Annotated in this window: 20 protein-coding genes and 1 pseudogene; 14 read left to right on the top strand and 7 right to left on the bottom strand. The window is 65.7% G+C overall.

Annotated elements, in window-relative coordinates:
* Positions 1-17: 17 nt before the first annotated feature.
* Positions 18-668: a TetR/AcrR family transcriptional regulator gene (locus AC4AMJ_RS07595; protein ID WP_489917689.1), complete on the bottom strand. Its 651-nt coding sequence runs from the start codon at positions 666-668 to the stop codon at positions 18-20.
* A 56-nt stretch (positions 669-724) separates the two neighbouring features.
* Here AC4AMJ_RS07595 and AC4AMJ_RS07590 point away from each other — a divergent pair, with 56 nt between their 5' ends.
* From AC4AMJ_RS07590 to AC4AMJ_RS07580, 3 genes are read left to right on the top strand one after another with little or no spacing between them, the layout of a single operon-like run.
* Positions 725-1,225: a VOC family protein gene (locus AC4AMJ_RS07590; RefSeq protein WP_489917688.1), complete on the top strand. Its 501-nt coding sequence runs from the start codon at positions 725-727 to the stop codon at positions 1,223-1,225.
* A gap of 4 nt (positions 1,226-1,229) precedes the next feature.
* The gene (locus AC4AMJ_RS07585) at positions 1,230-1,640 is read left to right on the top strand and encodes a DUF1304 family protein (RefSeq protein WP_489917687.1); all 411 of its coding nucleotides are present in this window, start codon (positions 1,230-1,232) and stop codon (positions 1,638-1,640) included.
* Positions 1,641-1,688: 48 nt separating this feature from the next.
* On the top strand, positions 1,689-2,561 hold the full coding sequence (locus AC4AMJ_RS07580; protein WP_489917686.1) for a D-hexose-6-phosphate mutarotase: 873 nt from the start codon (positions 1,689-1,691) through the stop codon (positions 2,559-2,561).
* Between the two features lie 40 nt (positions 2,562-2,601).
* Here AC4AMJ_RS07580 and AC4AMJ_RS07575 read toward each other — a convergent pair whose 3' ends face one another.
* From AC4AMJ_RS07575 to AC4AMJ_RS07565, 3 genes are read right to left on the bottom strand one after another with little or no spacing between them, the layout of a single operon-like run.
* Positions 2,602-3,456, bottom strand: a complete 855-nt coding sequence (locus tag AC4AMJ_RS07575; RefSeq protein ID WP_489895485.1) for a hypothetical protein — start codon at positions 3,454-3,456, stop codon at positions 2,602-2,604.
* Entirely contained in the window at positions 3,449-4,177 is a 729-nt protein-coding gene (locus tag AC4AMJ_RS07570; RefSeq protein WP_489917685.1) for a hypothetical protein, read from the bottom strand. Before AC4AMJ_RS07570 ends, AC4AMJ_RS07575 begins: the two co-directional genes overlap by 8 nt.
* The gene (locus tag AC4AMJ_RS07565; protein ID WP_489917684.1) at positions 4,174-4,560 is read right to left on the bottom strand and encodes a hypothetical protein; all 387 of its coding nucleotides are present in this window, start codon (positions 4,558-4,560) and stop codon (positions 4,174-4,176) included. Before AC4AMJ_RS07565 ends, AC4AMJ_RS07570 begins: the two co-directional genes overlap by 4 nt.
* A 180-nt stretch (positions 4,561-4,740) precedes the next feature.
* Here AC4AMJ_RS07565 and AC4AMJ_RS07560 point away from each other — a divergent pair, with 180 nt between their 5' ends.
* The 3 genes from AC4AMJ_RS07560 (at position 4,741) to AC4AMJ_RS07550 (ending at position 7,588) form a co-directional block, all read left to right on the top strand.
* Positions 4,741-5,649, top strand: a complete 909-nt coding sequence (locus AC4AMJ_RS07560; RefSeq protein ID WP_489917683.1) for an LLM class flavin-dependent oxidoreductase — start codon at positions 4,741-4,743, stop codon at positions 5,647-5,649.
* A gap of 156 nt (positions 5,650-5,805) precedes the next feature.
* Entirely contained in the window at positions 5,806-6,831 is a 1,026-nt protein-coding gene (locus tag AC4AMJ_RS07555; RefSeq protein ID WP_489895477.1) for a YihY/virulence factor BrkB family protein, read from the top strand.
* Between the two features lie 124 nt (positions 6,832-6,955).
* Positions 6,956-7,588 (top strand): dihydrofolate reductase family protein, encoded by a 633-nt coding sequence (locus tag AC4AMJ_RS07550; protein WP_489917682.1) that lies wholly within the window; start codon positions 6,956-6,958, stop codon positions 7,586-7,588.
* Positions 7,589-7,638: 50 nt separating this feature from the next.
* On the opposite strand, the gene AC4AMJ_RS07545 is transcribed toward AC4AMJ_RS07550, so the two are convergent.
* Complete coding sequence (locus tag AC4AMJ_RS07545) at positions 7,639-9,336, bottom strand: HNH endonuclease signature motif containing protein (protein ID WP_489917681.1); 1,698 nt, start codon at positions 9,334-9,336, stop codon at positions 7,639-7,641.
* A 228-nt stretch (positions 9,337-9,564) separates the two neighbouring features.
* On the opposite strand from AC4AMJ_RS07545, the pseudogene AC4AMJ_RS07540 reads away from it, so the two are divergent.
* The 3 genes and pseudogenes from AC4AMJ_RS07540 to AC4AMJ_RS07530 all read left to right on the top strand — a co-directional run.
* Positions 9,565-9,705 (top strand): annotated as a pseudogene (locus AC4AMJ_RS07540) (nucleotidyltransferase domain-containing protein); the annotation flags it as partial.
* 55 nt (positions 9,706-9,760) lie between these two features.
* Positions 9,761-10,396 carry a DNA polymerase subunit beta gene (locus tag AC4AMJ_RS07535; RefSeq protein ID WP_489918557.1) on the top strand — a complete coding sequence of 212 codons (636 nt, stop codon included), beginning with the start codon at positions 9,761-9,763 and terminating at the stop codon, positions 10,394-10,396.
* Between the two features lie 145 nt (positions 10,397-10,541).
* A complete protein-coding gene (locus AC4AMJ_RS07530) occupies positions 10,542-10,814 on the top strand; it encodes a DUF1918 domain-containing protein (RefSeq protein ID WP_489895469.1) in 273 nt (90 codons plus the stop codon).
* Between the two features lie 47 nt (positions 10,815-10,861).
* Here the strand turns inward: AC4AMJ_RS07530 and AC4AMJ_RS07525 are convergent, their stop codons facing one another.
* Complete coding sequence (locus AC4AMJ_RS07525; protein WP_489917680.1) at positions 10,862-11,644, bottom strand: DUF899 family protein; 783 nt, start codon at positions 11,642-11,644, stop codon at positions 10,862-10,864.
* A 306-nt stretch (positions 11,645-11,950) separates the two neighbouring features.
* Here AC4AMJ_RS07525 and AC4AMJ_RS07520 point away from each other — a divergent pair, with 306 nt between their 5' ends.
* Both AC4AMJ_RS07520 and AC4AMJ_RS07515 read left to right on the top strand, forming a co-directional pair.
* Positions 11,951-12,847, top strand: a complete 897-nt coding sequence (locus AC4AMJ_RS07520; protein ID WP_489895464.1) for a glycoside hydrolase family 25 protein — start codon at positions 11,951-11,953, stop codon at positions 12,845-12,847.
* 49 nt (positions 12,848-12,896) lie between these two features.
* On the top strand, positions 12,897-14,231 hold the full coding sequence (locus tag AC4AMJ_RS07515; protein ID WP_489917679.1) for an NAD(P)H-binding protein: 1,335 nt from the start codon (positions 12,897-12,899) through the stop codon (positions 14,229-14,231).
* Positions 14,232-14,256: 25 nt separating this feature from the next.
* On the opposite strand, the gene AC4AMJ_RS07510 is transcribed toward AC4AMJ_RS07515, so the two are convergent.
* Positions 14,257-14,808, bottom strand: a complete 552-nt coding sequence (locus AC4AMJ_RS07510) for a YceI family protein (RefSeq protein ID WP_489895460.1) — start codon at positions 14,806-14,808, stop codon at positions 14,257-14,259.
* Positions 14,809-14,919: 111 nt separating this feature from the next.
* Here AC4AMJ_RS07510 and AC4AMJ_RS07505 point away from each other — a divergent pair, with 111 nt between their 5' ends.
* From AC4AMJ_RS07505 to AC4AMJ_RS07495, 3 genes are all read left to right on the top strand, one after another.
* Entirely contained in the window at positions 14,920-15,564 is a 645-nt protein-coding gene (locus AC4AMJ_RS07505; RefSeq protein ID WP_489917678.1) for a HEAT repeat domain-containing protein, read from the top strand.
* A gap of 3 nt (positions 15,565-15,567) precedes the next feature.
* The gene (locus AC4AMJ_RS07500; RefSeq protein ID WP_489895456.1) at positions 15,568-16,557 is read left to right on the top strand and encodes a MerR family transcriptional regulator; all 990 of its coding nucleotides are present in this window, start codon (positions 15,568-15,570) and stop codon (positions 16,555-16,557) included.
* A gap of 64 nt (positions 16,558-16,621) precedes the next feature.
* On the top strand, positions 16,622-17,434 hold the full coding sequence (locus AC4AMJ_RS07495; protein ID WP_489917677.1) for a crotonase/enoyl-CoA hydratase family protein: 813 nt from the start codon (positions 16,622-16,624) through the stop codon (positions 17,432-17,434).
* The last annotated feature ends 52 nt before the right edge of the window (positions 17,435-17,486 follow it).

The raw sequence follows: 17,486 nt of genomic DNA, 5'->3' as shown, positions 1-17,486 counted from the left end.
GAGCTCGCACGTCCTGATCACTCGATTGACCGGCTCAGCGCCGTGAGGGTGTCGATGATGATCGACCGATGCATCGGTGCTGACCACTCGCCGGTGCGCCGGAGATGCACGGTCGTGTCCGCGCTGATGAGCAGATCGGTGACCGCGGCACAGCGCCCCGCGTCCAGCCCGTTCACCAGGCCGTCCGCCTCCGCGTTGTCCCAGAACGTCTGGCAGAGTTCAGCCGTGGCGCGTCGGTCCGCACGGGCGGCCTCGCCGAGTTCCGGCTCGAGGCCCTCGGCTTGAGCGGCCACTTCGAAGAGGGCACCGGCACGAGTGGCGATCCCCACCGCGGCATCCGCGAGCTTCTCGATGCGCTCCGCGAGTGTCGCTGCCGTCATCGCTTCCCGGACACGTGCCCGGTGCGCGACATCGATCGGAGCCGTGTCGCCGACAAGGGCCTGGTCGACAACTCTCCGGAACAGGGTCGCCTTTGTGGAGAAGCGGACGTACACCGTGCGCGGTGCCAGTCCAGCCTGTCGCGCAACGTCGGCGAGCGTCGTGGCCACATAGCCCTTCTCCACGAACAGCGCTCGTGCTGCATCGATCAGCATGGTCTCGGTACGGGCGACACGCTGAGCCCTCAGATCTGATGGCCCCGACGCCCCTTCCTTGACATCTCCACCCATGTGATGCAGTCTAACTGTATTGATGCACTCACGCTGCATTTATGGAGGTGGAGTCGATGATTCCCACGCTCGCCGGAGTGCACCACCTGAAACTGCCTGTCACCGATCTGGACCGTGCGATCGAGTGGTATCGACGATGTCTCGGCTATCAGGTCGTCATCGAATTCCGTGAACATGGCCACCGGACAGGTGTCTCCATGACGCACCCGTCCGGTGGCCCGATGTTGGGCCTGACCTACAGCCCGGAAATGGCCCGCGCGTCAGCGGGATTCGACTATTTCTCGATCGGCGTGCCGGATCGCGCGCACCTGGAACAGCTGGCTGACCACCTCACCTCGCTCGATGAGACGCATGCGGGGGTACATTTCGCCACCATCGGCTGGATCCTGCCGATGGTGCATGACCCCGATGGGCACGAGATCCGGTTCTATTCCGTCGCGTCCCACACCGATCTTCACGCAGACTCGCCGTTGGTGATCGACGACGCGATCGCGACCGCCCAAGCTCGCGAAAAGCGATGGCGGGCGCAATCGGCCGCCGAACCTGCCAAGGAGTGAAGGCATGAACATCACGGCGCAGGTCGCCGCTCTGGTATCCGCGCTTGTCTATCTCGGCGCTGCGCCGGTCGAGATGGTCTTCTTTGATCGACCCGCCGCCCGGCGGTTCCTTCATGTGGAGGCCGACAACATCGATGACGTGCGCATGTGGGCCTTCGTGGTCGGCTTCCGGAACATGCTCGCCGGTCTCGGCGCCATCATCGGGCTCATCATCTGGTGGGCCGCAGACGACGACGGCGCCCGTGTTGCCGGACACGCCACCGTCGTCACGGCATGCTGCTACATGGTGCTCGCCAGCCTGGCGATGGGCCTGGCAGATCTGCTCGGGCTCTGGCGGCCCCGCGGTGGCAGCATCCTCGGCACCATCGCATCCACCCTGCCGCCTCTGGTCGCGCTGTTGGCCATGCTCACGTGACATTGCAGGCCGGCAATCTCCCCGTCCGTGCTGTGCCATGCTGGGACCGTGACGGCATCTGGTGACATCGACGGCGTGCGGCACGGCACGGTCCACGGACTCGACGCGATCATCGTGACGACCCCGCACTCCACGGCCGCGATCTCTGTTTTCGGCGGCCAAGTGCTGTCGTTCATCCCGGCGGACGCGGCCGTGGACACGCTCTGGGTGTCTCCTCTCCTCGCGTCTCCCCCGACTCCGATCCGCGGCGGAATACCCTTGTGCTGGCCATATTTCGGGCGTGAAGGACAGGTCGGTGACGTTCCGTCGCACGGGTACGCGCGCACTGCTCGATGGAGCATGACCGCCGGCCGGACGACCGAATCCGGCGTCATCGAGTTGGAGTTCACACCCGACGGCCTCGATCGCCTACCTCTGCGGCCACGGATGACAGTTCGTGTCGGCGCCACCCTCGAACAAGGTCTGCACACCCATAACCCGGGTGACGAGAGCGTCATCATGACCGAGGCGTTCCACAATTACTTCCGTGTCTCCGACGTCGGTGAGGTCCGCGTCGAAGGGCTCGGCGGGTTGACCTACCTGGACAAGTTCGACGGCTTGAGAACCAAGACTCAGCACGGCGATTGGACGCTGCGTGATGACGACCCGCGCAGCGACCGGGTCTACCCGGGAGCGGGCGGGAACTACCGACTCGTCGATCCGGGTCTACGCCGCGCGATCGAGGTCTCCGTGCGCGGCGGCCGGAGCGCGGTGGTGTGGAATCCGGGCGAGGACGGTGCGTCGGGTATGGCCGATGTGGGTCCGCATTGGCGCGAGTTCGTGTGCGTGGAGGCCGCCAACGTCGGACCCGATCTCCTCGAAATACCCGGCGGCGCCGACCGCACGCTGTGGCAGACGATCGCGGTGTCGGCGCTCGAGTGAGATCGGCCCCGCCGATACTTCCCTGCCCGCGGCACCGCGGTCAGAACGTGAAGCCCGGGCTCTTGGCGAAGGCGCCGAGCATGATCACGTTGGCGTCGTCGCGCGCCCGCGTCCGGAGCGCCGCCGTCGAGTCGATCGCCGTCTCGGCGTACCACGCGAGCCAGATCGCCTGCCAGCGCCACGCACCTTCGTACTCCCAGTCCGCGTCAGCACCAGATCCCTTCCCGTACACCGATCCTGATGGGAAGTTGGCGTTGTGTGGTTTGCCGGAGATATGACGGCATTCGTGGATGAACGTCGATGCCCGTCCGACCACCGGTTTTCCGTAGAAGTAGGCGGTGTTCTGCAGATCCATGTGCTTGGCCGTGAATGCATCGCAGATCCACGTGGTGATGGTGCTCCAGGCCGTGCACACCCACACCCACACGGTGACGAACAGGTGGCAGATCCAGCTGAACAGGAAGAACCAGCTGCGGCACTCACGTCGGGCCTGTTGCTCGACGGCGTCGCAGACCCGACTGCTCGCGGTGTGCCCGGCGGCGCATTGTTGACCGGTCGTGCTGGCGACCTTCGTTCCGCAGCGCGCTCGTAGTTCGTAGCCCTGGATCTGTCCGGCCGCCCAGCGCGCACCCCACTCCAGCATGTTCGGACCAAATGTGGCCGACCAGTTGTTCGCGGTGGAGTATGTCAGCGCATGCAGTGCGGCGAAGGTACGGCCCAGCGGCTTGCGCCGGTTGGTGCAGTCGTCCCAGCCCCAACCGTCCTGCCACCACGGGTAGGCGAACTGCCAGGTGGGCCACGCCCAGTCGATGAATGGCTGATTCGCCATCCGGGTGCCGTACAGGTTGTCGCCGCTGGCGTCCAGATCGCCCACGGTGTATTTGCAGTCAGCCATGATCGCCTCCTCTGATCGTCGGTGTGCGTCTGGGTCCGGTGCTGCGCACGTGCTCCGACGGTCCCGGTAGACGTGGCAGGTCGACGCGCTCGAGTTCGCCGAAATCGCTGAGCTCAGCGACGCGAATCCGACGCAGCCCGTTCAACTCCTCGCGATCGGATTCGGCGACCGCGTCGTCGAGCCGCGCCGGATCCACCCGGTTGCGTACCGCGAGGTACGTCGTCGCGCGGATCGCGAAAACGGGGTGCCGCAGCGCCCGCAACAAACCTTCGACGGCCCGGTCGTCCGTGTCGAGCAGATCCGCCAGCCCCTCGATCGCTCGCATCCGTTGGGCCACCTCCTCGGCCACGGTCGAGTACAGATGCACATCCGTCGACTGTTCCGGTGGGATATCGGTGTCGAGCACGTCGGTCAGAAACCCTGTGGCAGAGCGTGAGCGCAATTGTGCCGCGCAATGAACCAACGCCCACCGAAGCGAAGCGTCCTCGTCGCCGAGCCGCCAGTAGAGGCGAGCAACGTCGGTGATGGTGCGCTCGGCATCCGCGGCGAGATGATCGATCAGACGCCGTTCCTCATCCTCGCCGTCCGCCGCGAATGCCGCACGAACCCATCGCGCCAGATCATCCGGCACCACGACCGCGCGATCACGCTCGGCAGTCGTATGCGGGCCGATCGAGGAACTGTCGAAGACGGCGCGTAGGACGTCGGTGAAGAAACTCATCGTTGACCTCCAACAAGGTGGCGACTGCGGTGCACGTATCGGATACGAGCGGTGAGGATCCCGGCGGCTTTGCCGATTCCGCCACCGGCGACCAGCGCCAGCACGACCTCGCCCACCGCGGCCACCACGCCCGCCGCCGTGCTCGAGCCGTGTCCGAGCGCTATGTGGCCGAGCGCTACTGCGAGGGCCGCAATCATTGTGAATTCGCCTGCTCGGCAGCCGCATTCGGTGCGCAGCGCGGCGAGCATGCGCCGGCCGGCGACCAGCTCCTGGTCGGTGAGCACGGCGAGGTCGGCGTGGCGCATCGAGATCGGCAACTCCTGCCGCAGAGCGAGCTCGAGTTCATCTCGGCGCGTTGATATCTGGGCAGCGGTCATGGTCACCACGATCCTTCTCCGCGCCCGGTCTGGCCGAGCGCTCCACTGTGTCTGAGCGTGACAGGAGATCATGCTCTCTACGCGAGTAGCGCCCTACTCGAATCCGGTATCGGGCTGATACCCGTGTTGCGGGTAGCGATCGCATAACTCGGAACCTGCTGAGGCTGCCTCCGTTACCCTTTGACGGTGTGGTTCGGTGCGCACCTGCCGCTGATCGACCTCGACAGTTCGAAGCGTCCCTCGTTGACGGGCTTCGTGGATGCCGCACGCGATGCGGGCTTCCGGGCGATCAGCGCGAACGATCATGTGGTCTTCGCTCGGCCTTGGCTTGACGGACTCGTCGCGTTGTCGAGTGTTGTCGAGGAGAGTGCCGGTCTGACGTTGGCGACGACGGTGACGCTTCCGGTGATCCGGGGACCGGCGATGGTGGCGAAAGCGGCGTCGGCACTGGCTTCGTTGTCGGGTGGTCGGTTCGTGCTCGGTGTCGGTCCGGGCTCCTCGAGCGCCGACTACGCGGCGGTCGGGATTCCGTTCGACCAGCGCTGGCCCCGGTTCGATGAATCGGTGCGCGTCCTTCGTGCCTCCCTGTCCGACGCGCCGGCAATGGGTTCGGGACACTTCTACGACGTCCCCGTATTGGTACCTCGGCCGCCGCAGCCGCTCCCGATCTGGATCGGCAGCTGGGGTTCGCGAGCTGGACTTACCCGGGTCGCCCGTCTCGGTGACGGATGGCTGGCCTCGGCGTACAACACCACGCCCGAGCGGATATCCGTCGGACGCGGGATCATCCACGATTCGTTGGCCTCGCTGGGGCGGAACGTCGAGGAGTTCCCGATCGTCCTCGCGACGATGTGGACCTGGGTCACCGAGTCGGCGCCAGAGGCCCGGGCGAAGCTGGATGCCGTGGCGCGGATGCTCGGCCGGGATCCGGCGATCTTGGCCGGACAAGTGCTGATCGGGCGGGCCGAGGAATGCGTCGGCACTTTGGCGCGATACGCCGACGCCGGCGTCGATGCGGTGTTCGTCTGGCCTGTCGGAGATCCGATCGATCAGCTGCACCGTTTCGGGACTTCGGTCGTCCCCTACCTCTCCTGAGTCAGTCGTGATCTGTGGGTCAGTCAGATGCCCCGTGTGTACTGAGCGTTCAGGGTGGCAAAGCGCCGTAGACTCGGCGCTGCGACGGCATCCGTGACGGTGCCGGTCAGACGGTGCGGCGTTCAGTTCGCGCGTGTTCGAGGGAAGGTGGCGCCGGTGTCGTTGTCCTACCGCATCGACGACTTCCAGCGCCGGCACCCGCGGAGCGGATTCCCACTGGCCGTGGCCTACAAGTTCTTCGACGATCAAGGCGGCTACCTCGCCGCACTCATCACTTACTACGGCTTCATCTCGCTCTTCCCACTGCTGTTGGTGTTCACCTCGGTGCTCGGTCTGCTGCTCGAAGGTAACCCCGAACTCCAGGAGCGCATCGTCGATTCGGCGCTGTCCCAGATACCCGTCGTCGGCGAGCAGCTGGGCGAAGCAGGACAGCTCAGTGGCAGCGTCACCGCCGTGACCATCGGCGTGGTGAGTGCGATCTACGGCGCGCTGGGTGTCTCCGTCGCGATCCAGAACGCGATGAACATCGTGTGGACGGTACCGCGCAACGACCGACCCAATCCCATCCAGGTGCGGATCAAGGGTGCGATGCTGTTGTCCACGGTGGGCTTGGCCATCCTCGGACTGACCATTCTCAACGGCGTGACTGCTGCACTCGACCTCCCCGGCAACGGTCGACTGTTGGCGCTCATCGGACCGGTGATCCTCTACAGCGCGGTGTTTGTGGTCGGCTTCCGATTCGGCACCGCGCGTCCGGTCAGCATCCGGGATGTTCTCCCGGGAGCGTTGGTTGCCGCCGTCGGGTGGCAGGCGTTGCAGACATTCGGCAGTGTCTTCGTGCAACGGGTCATCGCCAATGCCAGCGCCACCAACGGTGTGTTCGCGGTGGTGCTGGGGCTCCTCGCTTTCCTCTACGTGGCCGCCGTGATGGTCGTCGTGTGTCTCGAGTTCAACGCGGTGCGCGTGGACAACCTCTACCCACGGTCGCTGCTCACGCCGTTCACGGACAACGTCATTCTCACGCCGGGAGACGAGGCTGCATATTCGGCGCAGGCACGAGCGCAGCGCAGCAAGGGATTTCAGGAGATCGACGTGACCTTCGACAACCCTGCCGACGGTGGATCGCCCGAGGAAGGTCGTGCCACAGACGACACCGACGACCGAGACGACGGGAGCCGCTGAGAGTCCGTCCGCTCGAGGCCGGTGAATCGTTGTTTCCCTGCCGCGCTCCATGGCGTCGCGCCTATCCTGGCGAGATCTGCACGACGCGTGCGGCGGCGCGACCATCACGATTCTTGGAGGAACGATGGGCCTGATCCAGATCGAGCTGTTCGCGACCCTCGACCTCGTCGGGCAGGCTCCGGGCGGACCGGACGAGGACCCGGTCGGATTCGGCTTCGGTGGCTGGCAGGCGCCGCTGCTGGATGAGGTCACCGGAGCGCAGGTCGGCGCAGCGTACGAGCGGACCGACGCTCTGCTTCTGGGCCGCCGGACCTACGACATCTTCGCCGGCTACTGGCCGGCATACGAGGGTGACGAGGACAACGAGATCGCGACGTTGTTCAACAGCATCCCGAAGTATGTCGCGTCGCGTGGGCGGCCGACGTTGGACTGGGCCGGGTCCAGTCAGCTCGGGCCCGACTTGTCCGCCGAAGTGCGCGAACTGCGAGAGCGACACGAGCACATCAGCGTTGTCGGGAGCCTCAACCTGGTGCAGACGTTACTGCGCGAGAGGCTCTTCGACACTCTCGACCTGTGGGTGCACCCAATAGTTCTGGGCACGGGTAAGAAGGTGTTCGACGGCGGCAGCGTCCCCACCAATCTCACTCTCGTCGAGCCGGCCGTCACCTCGCCCCGAGGTGTCGTGTTACTGCGCTACGCGCTTGCCGACGGGACGCCCGGCACAGGCGACATGAGTGCGCCCGATCGGGGGATCTGACGGCGCGGGAGGACCACGTCACGTCTTGCTGACCTGCTCGGTTCCACCGGTCATCCGGCGAGTTCGAGGTCGGATAGGTCGTATCCTTCGGGGCCGAAGTCGGTGATCGTCCATCCGTGTGCGACGGCGTTGCTGATGGGGTCGCGTTGGAGGAGTTGGTCGAGAAGGGCGCCGGCCAGTGTCTGTTCGGCCGTGCGGTGAGTGGGCGTGCGTGCAGGTTGGTCTGTCTGGGGTCGGGTCTGGTTGATCTCGTCGATGATCGTCTGCAGTGGGGTGCCCGGGTGGTTTCGGTCGGGTGTGTGTTCTCGGAGGCGTCGTTCGAAGAGTTCGCCGATGAAGGGTAGTTCGTTGATGCGTGGTGGGTTTGGTGGTGTGGTGCCGTCGGTGTTCAGTGTCCATTGGGCGCGGCCGGTGTTGGGGCCGTCTTTGATGATGTCTGTGGTGTATTGGCCGGGTTTGGTGCCGACCATGCGGTTGTGGGGTCCGCACGCGGGGGTGAGGGTGTTGATGTCGGTGGTGCCGCCGTCGGCGTAGTCGCGTTCGGCGTGATGGATTTCCACGGTGTCGAAGGCGCGGGTGCAGCCTGGGCAGGAGCAGCCGCCGCCGTGGGCGAAGAGCATGAATCGTTGGGCTTGGTTGGCCAGGCGTTTGGCGGTGCCGAGGTAGAGCGGTTCGCCGGTGTGGTCGGCGAACACGGCCAGGTGCATCTGGGAGTGGGCGGCCAGTTCGATCAGGGTGCTGATCGGCAGGCGTGCGCCGCTGGTGGTGGTGGCGACGCCGGCGCGTTCGCGTAGTTCGGATTCGGTGATCTTGATGATCAGGTGCGGCGGCAGTCCGCGGTGGCTGTTCCCCAGGATGCCGCCGTCAAGGGCGTGGCGCAGCAGCGCGGCCAGTGCGTCGTGGTTGCGTTGCGGCTGGGAGCGGTGGTCGCGTTCGACGGCTTGGCGCAGTTGTTCGGCATCGACGACGTCGTCGGTGCGGCCGACCAGTGGGGTGTCGTCGGCGGGATTGTTCATGCCGGGAGCCGCCCAGCTGGCCAAGACCACGTCGAGCATGGCTCGGGTCTTCGGGTCCAGCAGGCCGGCAAGTTTGCTCATGTCCTGCATGTCTTGTTTGCCCACACCGAGTCGACGTTGCCGGGCGCGGTCGCGGTCGTCGGTAAGGGTGCCGTCGGGGTCGACGTGGCCGAGGATGCGTTTGCCGATCTCGATGAGTGCATCGGTGGAGTATTTGGTTGCCATGTCGGCCATTTCGGCTTCGGCGGCGGCGCTGACCGCGACCGGCAGCGCGGCCGGAATCCGGTGCAACGTCTTGAGGATGATGTCGACGTGATCAACACTGATCGCGCCGTCGATCAGCGCCTGGGCGGTGTTCGGGCAGGTGGGAGGCATCTTCTCGCCCTGCATCGAAAATCTCGGCGCCAGGGCAGCGGTGTGTCGCTGTCGCACGCGCGGCTCGCTGATCTTGAGGCGGTCGCCGAGGAAATCGGTCAGGTTTCGATACCCGAACTTGGTGAAGGCGCCTCGATCGGAGACATCCATCAAGCGGTGATGGCCCAAGCCACTCATCCGACGAACGGCACGCTCGTGCGCGTCGGCCACCTCCACGACCTCCACATCCGAGGCCGGCGTGGTGTCGACCTGCGCGATCCGATCCAGGACGTCGTGCAGTTCGCGGTACAGCGCCACCACCTCGGAGTGGGAATCGTCGGAGTGTGAATCGTCGGATGTCGGTCGGTCGGAATCCATGAGCTACACCTCCCCCTGATCGGCTCGCGGTCGAACGTACGTTCGAGTCTATGGCATCCGGAGGGGATGTGCAAGAGGCTTTCACGATCGATTTCAGATCCAATTGCTGGCGGCTGACTGCAGCACCCGATCTCGCTGACCGCCTAGTGCGGAACAAAATCCGTGGAGCCTGGTCCAAGTGGACGGTAGGTTGTGCGCTACGTGAACTCCGACCCGGCGAGGTTGCCCATGTTGTCCGATGCGGTTGTCCGACAGATGGTCGAGGACATCATCGCCGTCGACGGGGTCGTCGGCGTCACCCTTGGTGGAAGTCGCGCTCGCGGCGACGCTCTCCCGTCTTCTGACGTCGATCTCGGCATCTACTACGACGCCTCGCTCGACCTCACCGCCCTACGAGCTGTCGGCAAACGATGGTCGGGACCCGATGCCGAGATCGTGGGTCCCGGAGGGTGGGGGGCCGTGGGTCGACGGCGGTGGCTGGCTCCGCGTGGACGAGGTTCCGGTCGACTGGCTGCTCCGGAATGTCTGCCGGATTCGCGAGCAGTGGACACGAGCGCAGAACGGCGACTTCGCCTTTCACATGCAGGTCGGCCACCCACTCGGCTTCCTCGACGTTGCCTACGCGGGTGAGCTCGCGCTCGCCGTCGTTCTCGTCGATCCGTCAGGAGTCCTGACCGAGTTGCATCGCGAGATGCAGCGGTATCCGCGAGCCCTGCGGGACGCCATGTGCCACCTGCTGTGGGAGGCGGATTTCCTGGTGGCGATCGCTGCGAAGGCAACGACTCGCGAGGACACCGGTTACGTCTGCCTGTGCCTGACGAGGGCGCTGATGCTGTGCGCGCATGTGCTTCATGCACACAACCGGAGATGGGTGACGAACGAGAAGGGGCTGATACCGGCTGTGGCACGCCTCGAGCTGGCTCCGCCGGGTTTTGCCGGCAGGTCGGCACAGATCCTTGGCTCGTTGGGCTCGTCGAACGAGGAGTTGCGGTCCGCGATCGCGGCCACGCGCACGATCATCGGTGAGGTCCAGACGCTGGTGGTGAGGCACGCAAGGTAGTCCAACGTCGGTCGTCCGATCGCTCGGACACTCCGGCGCCGGCTCGGATACCCCCTCGTTCCGGCATTTGTTGCTTGTTTGCGGCATGTCGCCGCAGAGTGTGCGGGAAGCTGGTCTCATCAGTCATTTCGGACAAGGAGGCGTGATGCATGCGCAACCGGGAAACTGGCTCGTGGTCGAGCAGGCGGTGCTCGGCAAGGAACCGGAGATGGGTCTGATCCTCGAGGTGAGGTCGGCCGATGGGTCGCCTCCTTACCTTGTCCGGTGGGAAGGCTCCGGCCACACCGCACTTGTCTATCCGGGGCCGGATTCGATCGTCTGGACCGCTGACGAGGTCGACGCCCACAATGCGGCTCGGGCAGAACGAGCGACGCACCTGCAGGAAGAGCTCGCGCATCGGCAGCACGGAGACAACTGACAGACGATGAGCTCGTCGACGCGCCGTCGTCGATCGGCGCCGACACGTCAGTGAGGGTGGCCCGGCCTTCCGAGTGTATCCACCGCTGTCGCGCCGGGTCGACTCCATTGCGGCACCGGTCGGCTGGTCGGCCCCCAGGTTGCGTTCCCATCCACGTCCGAGCGCCATGACCAGCACGGGCTGTGACCCTCGGGCCAGCCGTCGGGAGTGTCCTCCCACTCTTCGCCGCGTCCGTAGGGCGTCATGTCGAGCAGGCCCAGGGAGCCGTTGACGCGCTCGTTCCCGCGGCCTGTCGTGGAGTAGGTGAGGAACGCGCGATCGCCGTCTCGCAAATAGCAGGTCAGATAGCCCATCTCGCCGCCGATCGGGTCGTCCACGTCGCGCACCGAATACCAAGGCTGGGCGTAGCCCAGAAAGGCGACATAGGTAGCGACCTCGTCCCACCGTCCGGTTGTCAGGATCGCGAACGAGACTCCGCGCGCATCGAGATACACGGAGTCCTTCAGATGCCAAGCCGTCGTGGTGCAGCCTTCGCACTGGCCCTGATGCGGGGCACCGTCGTACCACATGTGCTTGTAGACCACGAGCTCGTCGTGATCGCCGAACAGGTCCAGGAACGGGATCGGACCGTCCGGTCCGACGACGTCGACGGCCGGGTCGAACTCCACCATCGGCAGTCGTCGACGTGCTGCCGCGATCGCGTCGCCCGCGCGGGTGTGAGCCTTCTCGCGGACCAGCAGATCATCGCGGGCACTCTGCCAGGTGGTCCGGTCGACGATGGGTGGGCGGCCGCGCATTCCAGCCGCCGGATCGTTCGGTGTGGTCGTCATGGTCTCCTCCGGGTGGCTCGTGCAGGCGACGGCATGCGGCGCCGAAGCCCTTCAGCGGGACAGACCAACGACCAGGCGAAAACTCATCGCGGCTGCGACTGCTTGTCCGAGCGTAGGATTGTTTGTACCGAATGATGTCGCTGCGACGGCACTTTCAGTACGCAGGGAGGCTGACCACACGCCTCAGCAGCAGAACATGCTTTCGTCTACTTCCGGCCGTGACGAGAGGATCTGCCCGCCGATCCACTCCCGGGTTCGTCCTCACCATCGATCGGCGGGTGCACGAGTGCTCTGTGGAGGCCAACGGTGACGTTCTTCGGGATTGATGTCTCCAACCACCAGAGGGACTTCGACTTCGCTCGTGCCAAGGGCGAAGGCATCACCTTCGCCACGCACAAGGTCACCGAAGGTGACAGCTATCGTGACCCGTATTGGCCACGCGCACAGGCGGAGATGCGACGCTGGTTCCCCGGACGATGGGGCGGCTATGTCTTCTGCCGCACGCACACCGACCCCGAAGCCGAAGCACGATTATTGCGATCACACGCCGGTTCGACGGACTTCCCACTGCAGATCGACTACGAAGACACCGCGAACGCAGGCTCTCTCGACGACCTTTACCACCGCATATCCGCTTACCGGGCAGCCGGATTCACCCGTCTGTTACCCATCTATCTACCGCGCTGGTATTGGCGTGAGTGGATGGGGGCACCACGGTTGACCGGACTGCCGGTCTCGATCTGGAACAGCCACTACGTGTTCGGACACAACACACCGCGAAACCTCTACCCCGGCGACGGGCATGCGGGTTGGGCGGATGTCGGCGGCAAACCTGTTCAGATCCTTCAGTTCTCGGATACCGGCAGCGTGTCGGGGCAATCCGTCGACGTCAACGCCTTCCGAGGTTCGGGAGACGAGTTCAACCGCATGTTCGGAGGTGCCACCATGTCCATGGCCGACGAGGAACTCGGCATGAAGTTCCCGAGCCGATCGAAGTACCGCACCACCGATGAGCCGATCGACACGCTGGCCGGGTTCGTGCTCAATATCGACGCCCGTATCCACGAGGAATACGTGGAACGCGCGGCCCGCGAAGGTCTGCAGTGGGCGATCGACCTCGTGAAGCGCGAGGCGGCCAAGAATGACGAAGGTGCCAAGGCAGTACTCGCCGATATCGGACTGTCGGCTCCTCACCAGCCGTGAGGACGTTGAAGTGCGCGGCGGCGTCGGTTGCGATCCGTAGGGTGGACCTGTGAATGATTCGCGACGCTGTCTGGTCACCGGCGCGACCGGCTATGTCGGCGGCCGACTCGCGCCGCGCCTGATCGCCCGTGGCCATCGGGTGCGCGCGCTGGCGCGGACACCCGCGAAACTGGCGGACGCACCGTGGGCGGCTGATCCCGACGCCGAGGTCGTGGCCGGCGACCTGTCCGATCGCGATTCGCTCGCGAACGCGTTCGCCGGCGTCGACGTCGTCTATCACCTTGTGCACTCGACGAGCACAGACGCGGACTTCGCCGCCGAAGAGCGTCGCTCCGCCGAGAACGTGATCGCCGCGGCTCGTTCGGGAGGCGTATCCCGGATCGTCTATCTCGGCGGGCTACATCCGGATGGCACCGACTTGTCCGAGCATCTGGCCTCACGCGCGGAGGTCGGGCAGATCCTGATCGACTCGGGAATCGAGACGGTGGCGCTGCAGGCCGGCACGTTGATCGGATCCGGTTCGGCGTCGTTCGAATTGATTCGCCACCTCACCGAGCGGCTACCGGTGATGACCACTCCGCGCTGGGTGCACAACTCGATCCAGCCGATCGCGGTGGCTGATGCGTTGCACTACCTGGTGGAGGCGGCGACCGCTCCGGTCCCCGAATCCCGTACGTGGGACATCGGCGGCCCCGACGTCCTCGAATACGGCGACATGATGCAGGGCTACGCCGAGATCGCCGGCCTGCCACGTCGGCGCATGATCGTGCTCCCCTACCTCACCCCGACCATCGCGAGTCGATGGGTCCGATTCGTCACGCCGATCCGAGGAAAGATCGCACGCCCGCTGATCGAGTCGTTGGAATGTGACGCCATCTGCCGCGAACACGACATCGACGAGGTCATCGCAGCACCTGTCGGCGGATTGACGTCCTACCGGGACGCGCTGGTGGCCACCCTTGATCGAGTGCATCGCGGAGACGGCGAGGCCACCTGGTCGAACGCGACGGCCGAGGTCCCACCCGCCGAGCCGCTGCCGTCCGATCCGCCATGGGCCGGGGAGACGGTGTTTCGGACCGCACAGCGCCGGTCGGTGCCCCGCAGCGCCGAGGATTCCTGGGACCAACTCCGCCGCCGCGTCGGCAAGCAGTGGCAGGTCGTGGACATGCGACGGCCGGACCTGCTGCGGATCGGCGCCGACCGTCACGTGGGACGAGCGTTCGTCGAGTTCTCGCTGACGGATTCGGCAACCGGCCGAGGCGCGGTTGCCGAACTTTCGACCACCTCCACCTTCTTTCCGCGCGGGTTGGGCGGGCTGCTCTACTGGCGGCTGGGCGCACCGCTGCGGAGACTCGGGATCTCGCCGGCCGACCCGTTCCGTTGAGTACGTGGGTGATCATCCCGATCGTTCACGCATCCATTGCGCGTCTGACCTCGATTGTCACCTGAACGTCGTCGGCAACTTTCAGTGCACCCATCATCAGGGAATACGGTTTGATGCCGAAATCGGTCTGAATGATCGTCGTCTCCGTGGTGATGACCCAACCGTCTTCGGCGTCGGCGACCGTGAAGTCGAGCGAGTGCGGACGACGGCGACCGTGGATCGTGAGAGTGCCTTCCGCATGGTAGGAGTCGGCCGCGCCGGTGATCGCCGACGTCTCGTAGGTGACCTCGGGAAACTTGTCGGCCGCCATGGACTTGAGTGCGTTGGCGCGCGCCACCGCCTTTTCTGCCCCGCTCAAGGGGGTCAGTCCGCCGCTGCCCGACATGATCTGCAACGAGTCCACCGGGATGGTCGCCGCGATCGCCGTGGGTGTGTCGCCCTCCCAGGTCACCGACGCCGACCACCGTTGCGCCTCGATGGTCAGCCGATGCCCGGTTCGTGCCGCCCGACCGGCGACGCCGGTGTGGACGACAACCGACCCATCTGCATCACTGAGTTCCCAGGTGGCCTCGCTCACGGTCACAGTCTATGGCGAGCAAGGGTTCCGACCGACGCGCTGTTCGATTTCCGACGCTTGACCTTGACACCGTGACAGGCTGTTTCATGGTCGGTGAAGGAGGTGATCGTCATGACCATGAACGATCTGACAACTCGTCTCATCGACGCACTGGGCGCCGACGACGATTCGACGCGGCTTCGCGCCGCGCTGACCGCTGGAACCAGCGGAGATGTGCGCCTCGTCGAGGCTCTCGTAGAGCGGTGCGGGATCGACCCCGACTTCTTCGTGCGCGACATGCTCACGTGGGCTCTGTGCCGGTTCCCCGCCGAGGTCACGGTGCCTCGGCTGGTGGCCGAACTCGGGTCGGCGAACCCCCAGGCGCGCAGCCAGGCCCTGCACACGTTGTCCAAGATCGGTGACCGGCAGGCGTTCTCGGCGTTGTCTGTCGTGCTGCACGACAGCGACGACGACGTCGCCCGGGCCGCGTGGCGCGCCGCGGTGGCACTGGTCGAGCCCGACGGTCAGGCCGATCTCGCCGCGGATCTCGCGAGGGAATTGGGTCGAGGCGACGAGGAGGTACAGCTGAGTCTCACCCGCGGTCTGATGGCGCTCGGTGAGTCGGCCCAGGCGGTCATCGACGCTCATATGGAAGATCCGGACGACGGCGTCCGCGTGCATGCCACGACCACTCGCCGGCTACTGGACGACCCCGACGCCGGGTTCGACCTCGCTGTCGATTTCGCCCGACGGGTCTCTGTCGGTGTCGATGGGTAGCCGATGCTGATCGGTGAGGTCGCCCGGCGCTCGGGTGTCAGTCCCCGGATGCTCCGTCACTACGACCGGCTGGGGTTGGTGGCGCCCACCGGACGGACGACCGGGGGTTACCGCGAGTACTCCGCCGACGACGTTCGGAGACTCTTCCACGTGGAGAGTCTCCGAACGCTGGGCCTCTCCCTCCAGGACGTCCGCGAAGCCATGGCTCGACCAGGGTTTTCGCCGGCCGCTCTGGTCAGCGAGCTCATGGAACGTACCCGTGAGCGCATCGCCACCGAGCAGGACCTGCTGGCTCGACTGGAACGCGTACAGCAATCGGGCCCCACGGACTGGGCGGATGTGGTGCATGTCGTCACGCAGGCACGCGCACTGGACTCGGAGTCGGGTGCCCGACGACAGCAGGCGATTCTGGCCCCGACCGACGGGGCCGGGTTCAGTATGCCCGAACTCGTCAAAGCTCTTCTCTCGGAAAGTGACCCGAACGTTTCGGGCGCATTGCGATGGGCGCTCGCGCGCGATGGCGGAGCGGCTCTGGACGGCTTGTCCGCGGGCCTCGACTCACCCGAGGATGCGGTACGACGGCGAGCCGTCTCGGCCATCGCGGCGATCGATCATCCGAACGCGATCGCGCTGCTCCGCCGGGGCCTCGACGACGCCGACCGCGACGTGCGTGAGCGTGCCGCCATCGCGCTCGCCGGCGCTGCAGACCCAGCGGGAATCCCAACGCTCATCGCGATGATCGTCGACGGCCACCGCGACGTCGAGGCATCCGAGGCACTCGGAGGACTGTCACCGCAGTCGCCCGAGGACATCGTCGCGGCATTGCGGGCCCATGTGGACGCGACGAGCGATGCTGCGGCACGGCTTCGGATCACGCAGTCGCTCGCCGAGATACCCGTTCCCGCAGCCGACGACCTGCTGGACAGGCTGACCGCGGATCCGGACCGCGCGGTCGCCGCGACGGCACAGGTGATCCTGTCCGGCCGCGGGTAGAGGCCCTGGGCCTCCTAGAATGGCCCCGGATCGATCCGACAACGACTGTAGGGAGATACACCTGATGAGCGAACACAGAATCCGCGTCGACCTCGACGACTCCGGTGTCGCGACGGTCACGCTGGATCGCGGCGAGAAGCACAACGCCCTCGACCGCGCCATGTTCGATGCTCTCCTGGATGTCACCGGCACACTCGCCACCGATCCTCGGCTCCGAGCCGTCGTCCTGCACGGCGCGGGCAAGAGCTTCTGCTCCGGACTCGACATCACGAGCCTGGGACAGGGCAACGCGACCCGCTCGCTGATCACCCGCGAGGAAGGTCAGCTCGCCAACGACGCACAGCGCGTGTCGGTGGATTGGGCCCGAGTGCCGGTGCCGGTCATCGCCGCGATCACCGGCAACTGCTTCGGTGGCGGCTTACAGATCGCGCTCGGCGCCGACATCCGTTATGCCACTGCGGATTCGCGACTGTCGATCATGGAGGTCAAATGGGGCCTCGTCCCAGACATGGGGATCACCCAGACACTCCCCCGCCTCGTGGCCGCCGACATCGCGAAGGAACTGACCTTCACCGGGCGCATCCTGTCGGGCACCGAAGCGCACGACCTCGGACTCGTCACCCGTGTCGTCGACGATCCCCTCACTACTGCACTTGATCTCGCACATGAGATCGCGCAGAAATCACCTCATGCCGTCCGGGCGGCCAAGCATCTGTACGACCAGACGTGGACGAGCTCGGATCCGGCAACGGCCCTGATGCTCGAGAGCGAGCTCCAAGAGGGTCTCATGGGTTCGCCGAATCAGCTCGAGGCGGTGTATGCCGGCATGGAGAAGCGCGAGCCCCGTTTCTCCGATCCGGACGAGACGCACCACTAGTTGCGTGTTTCCGAGACGCACCACTGGATCCCACCAAACGCAGGAGCTCGAG

The sequence above is a fragment of the Gordonia sp. LMA484 genome, from assembly GCF_058129505.1.
This window is presented reverse-complemented; position numbering and strand designations above follow the sequence as displayed.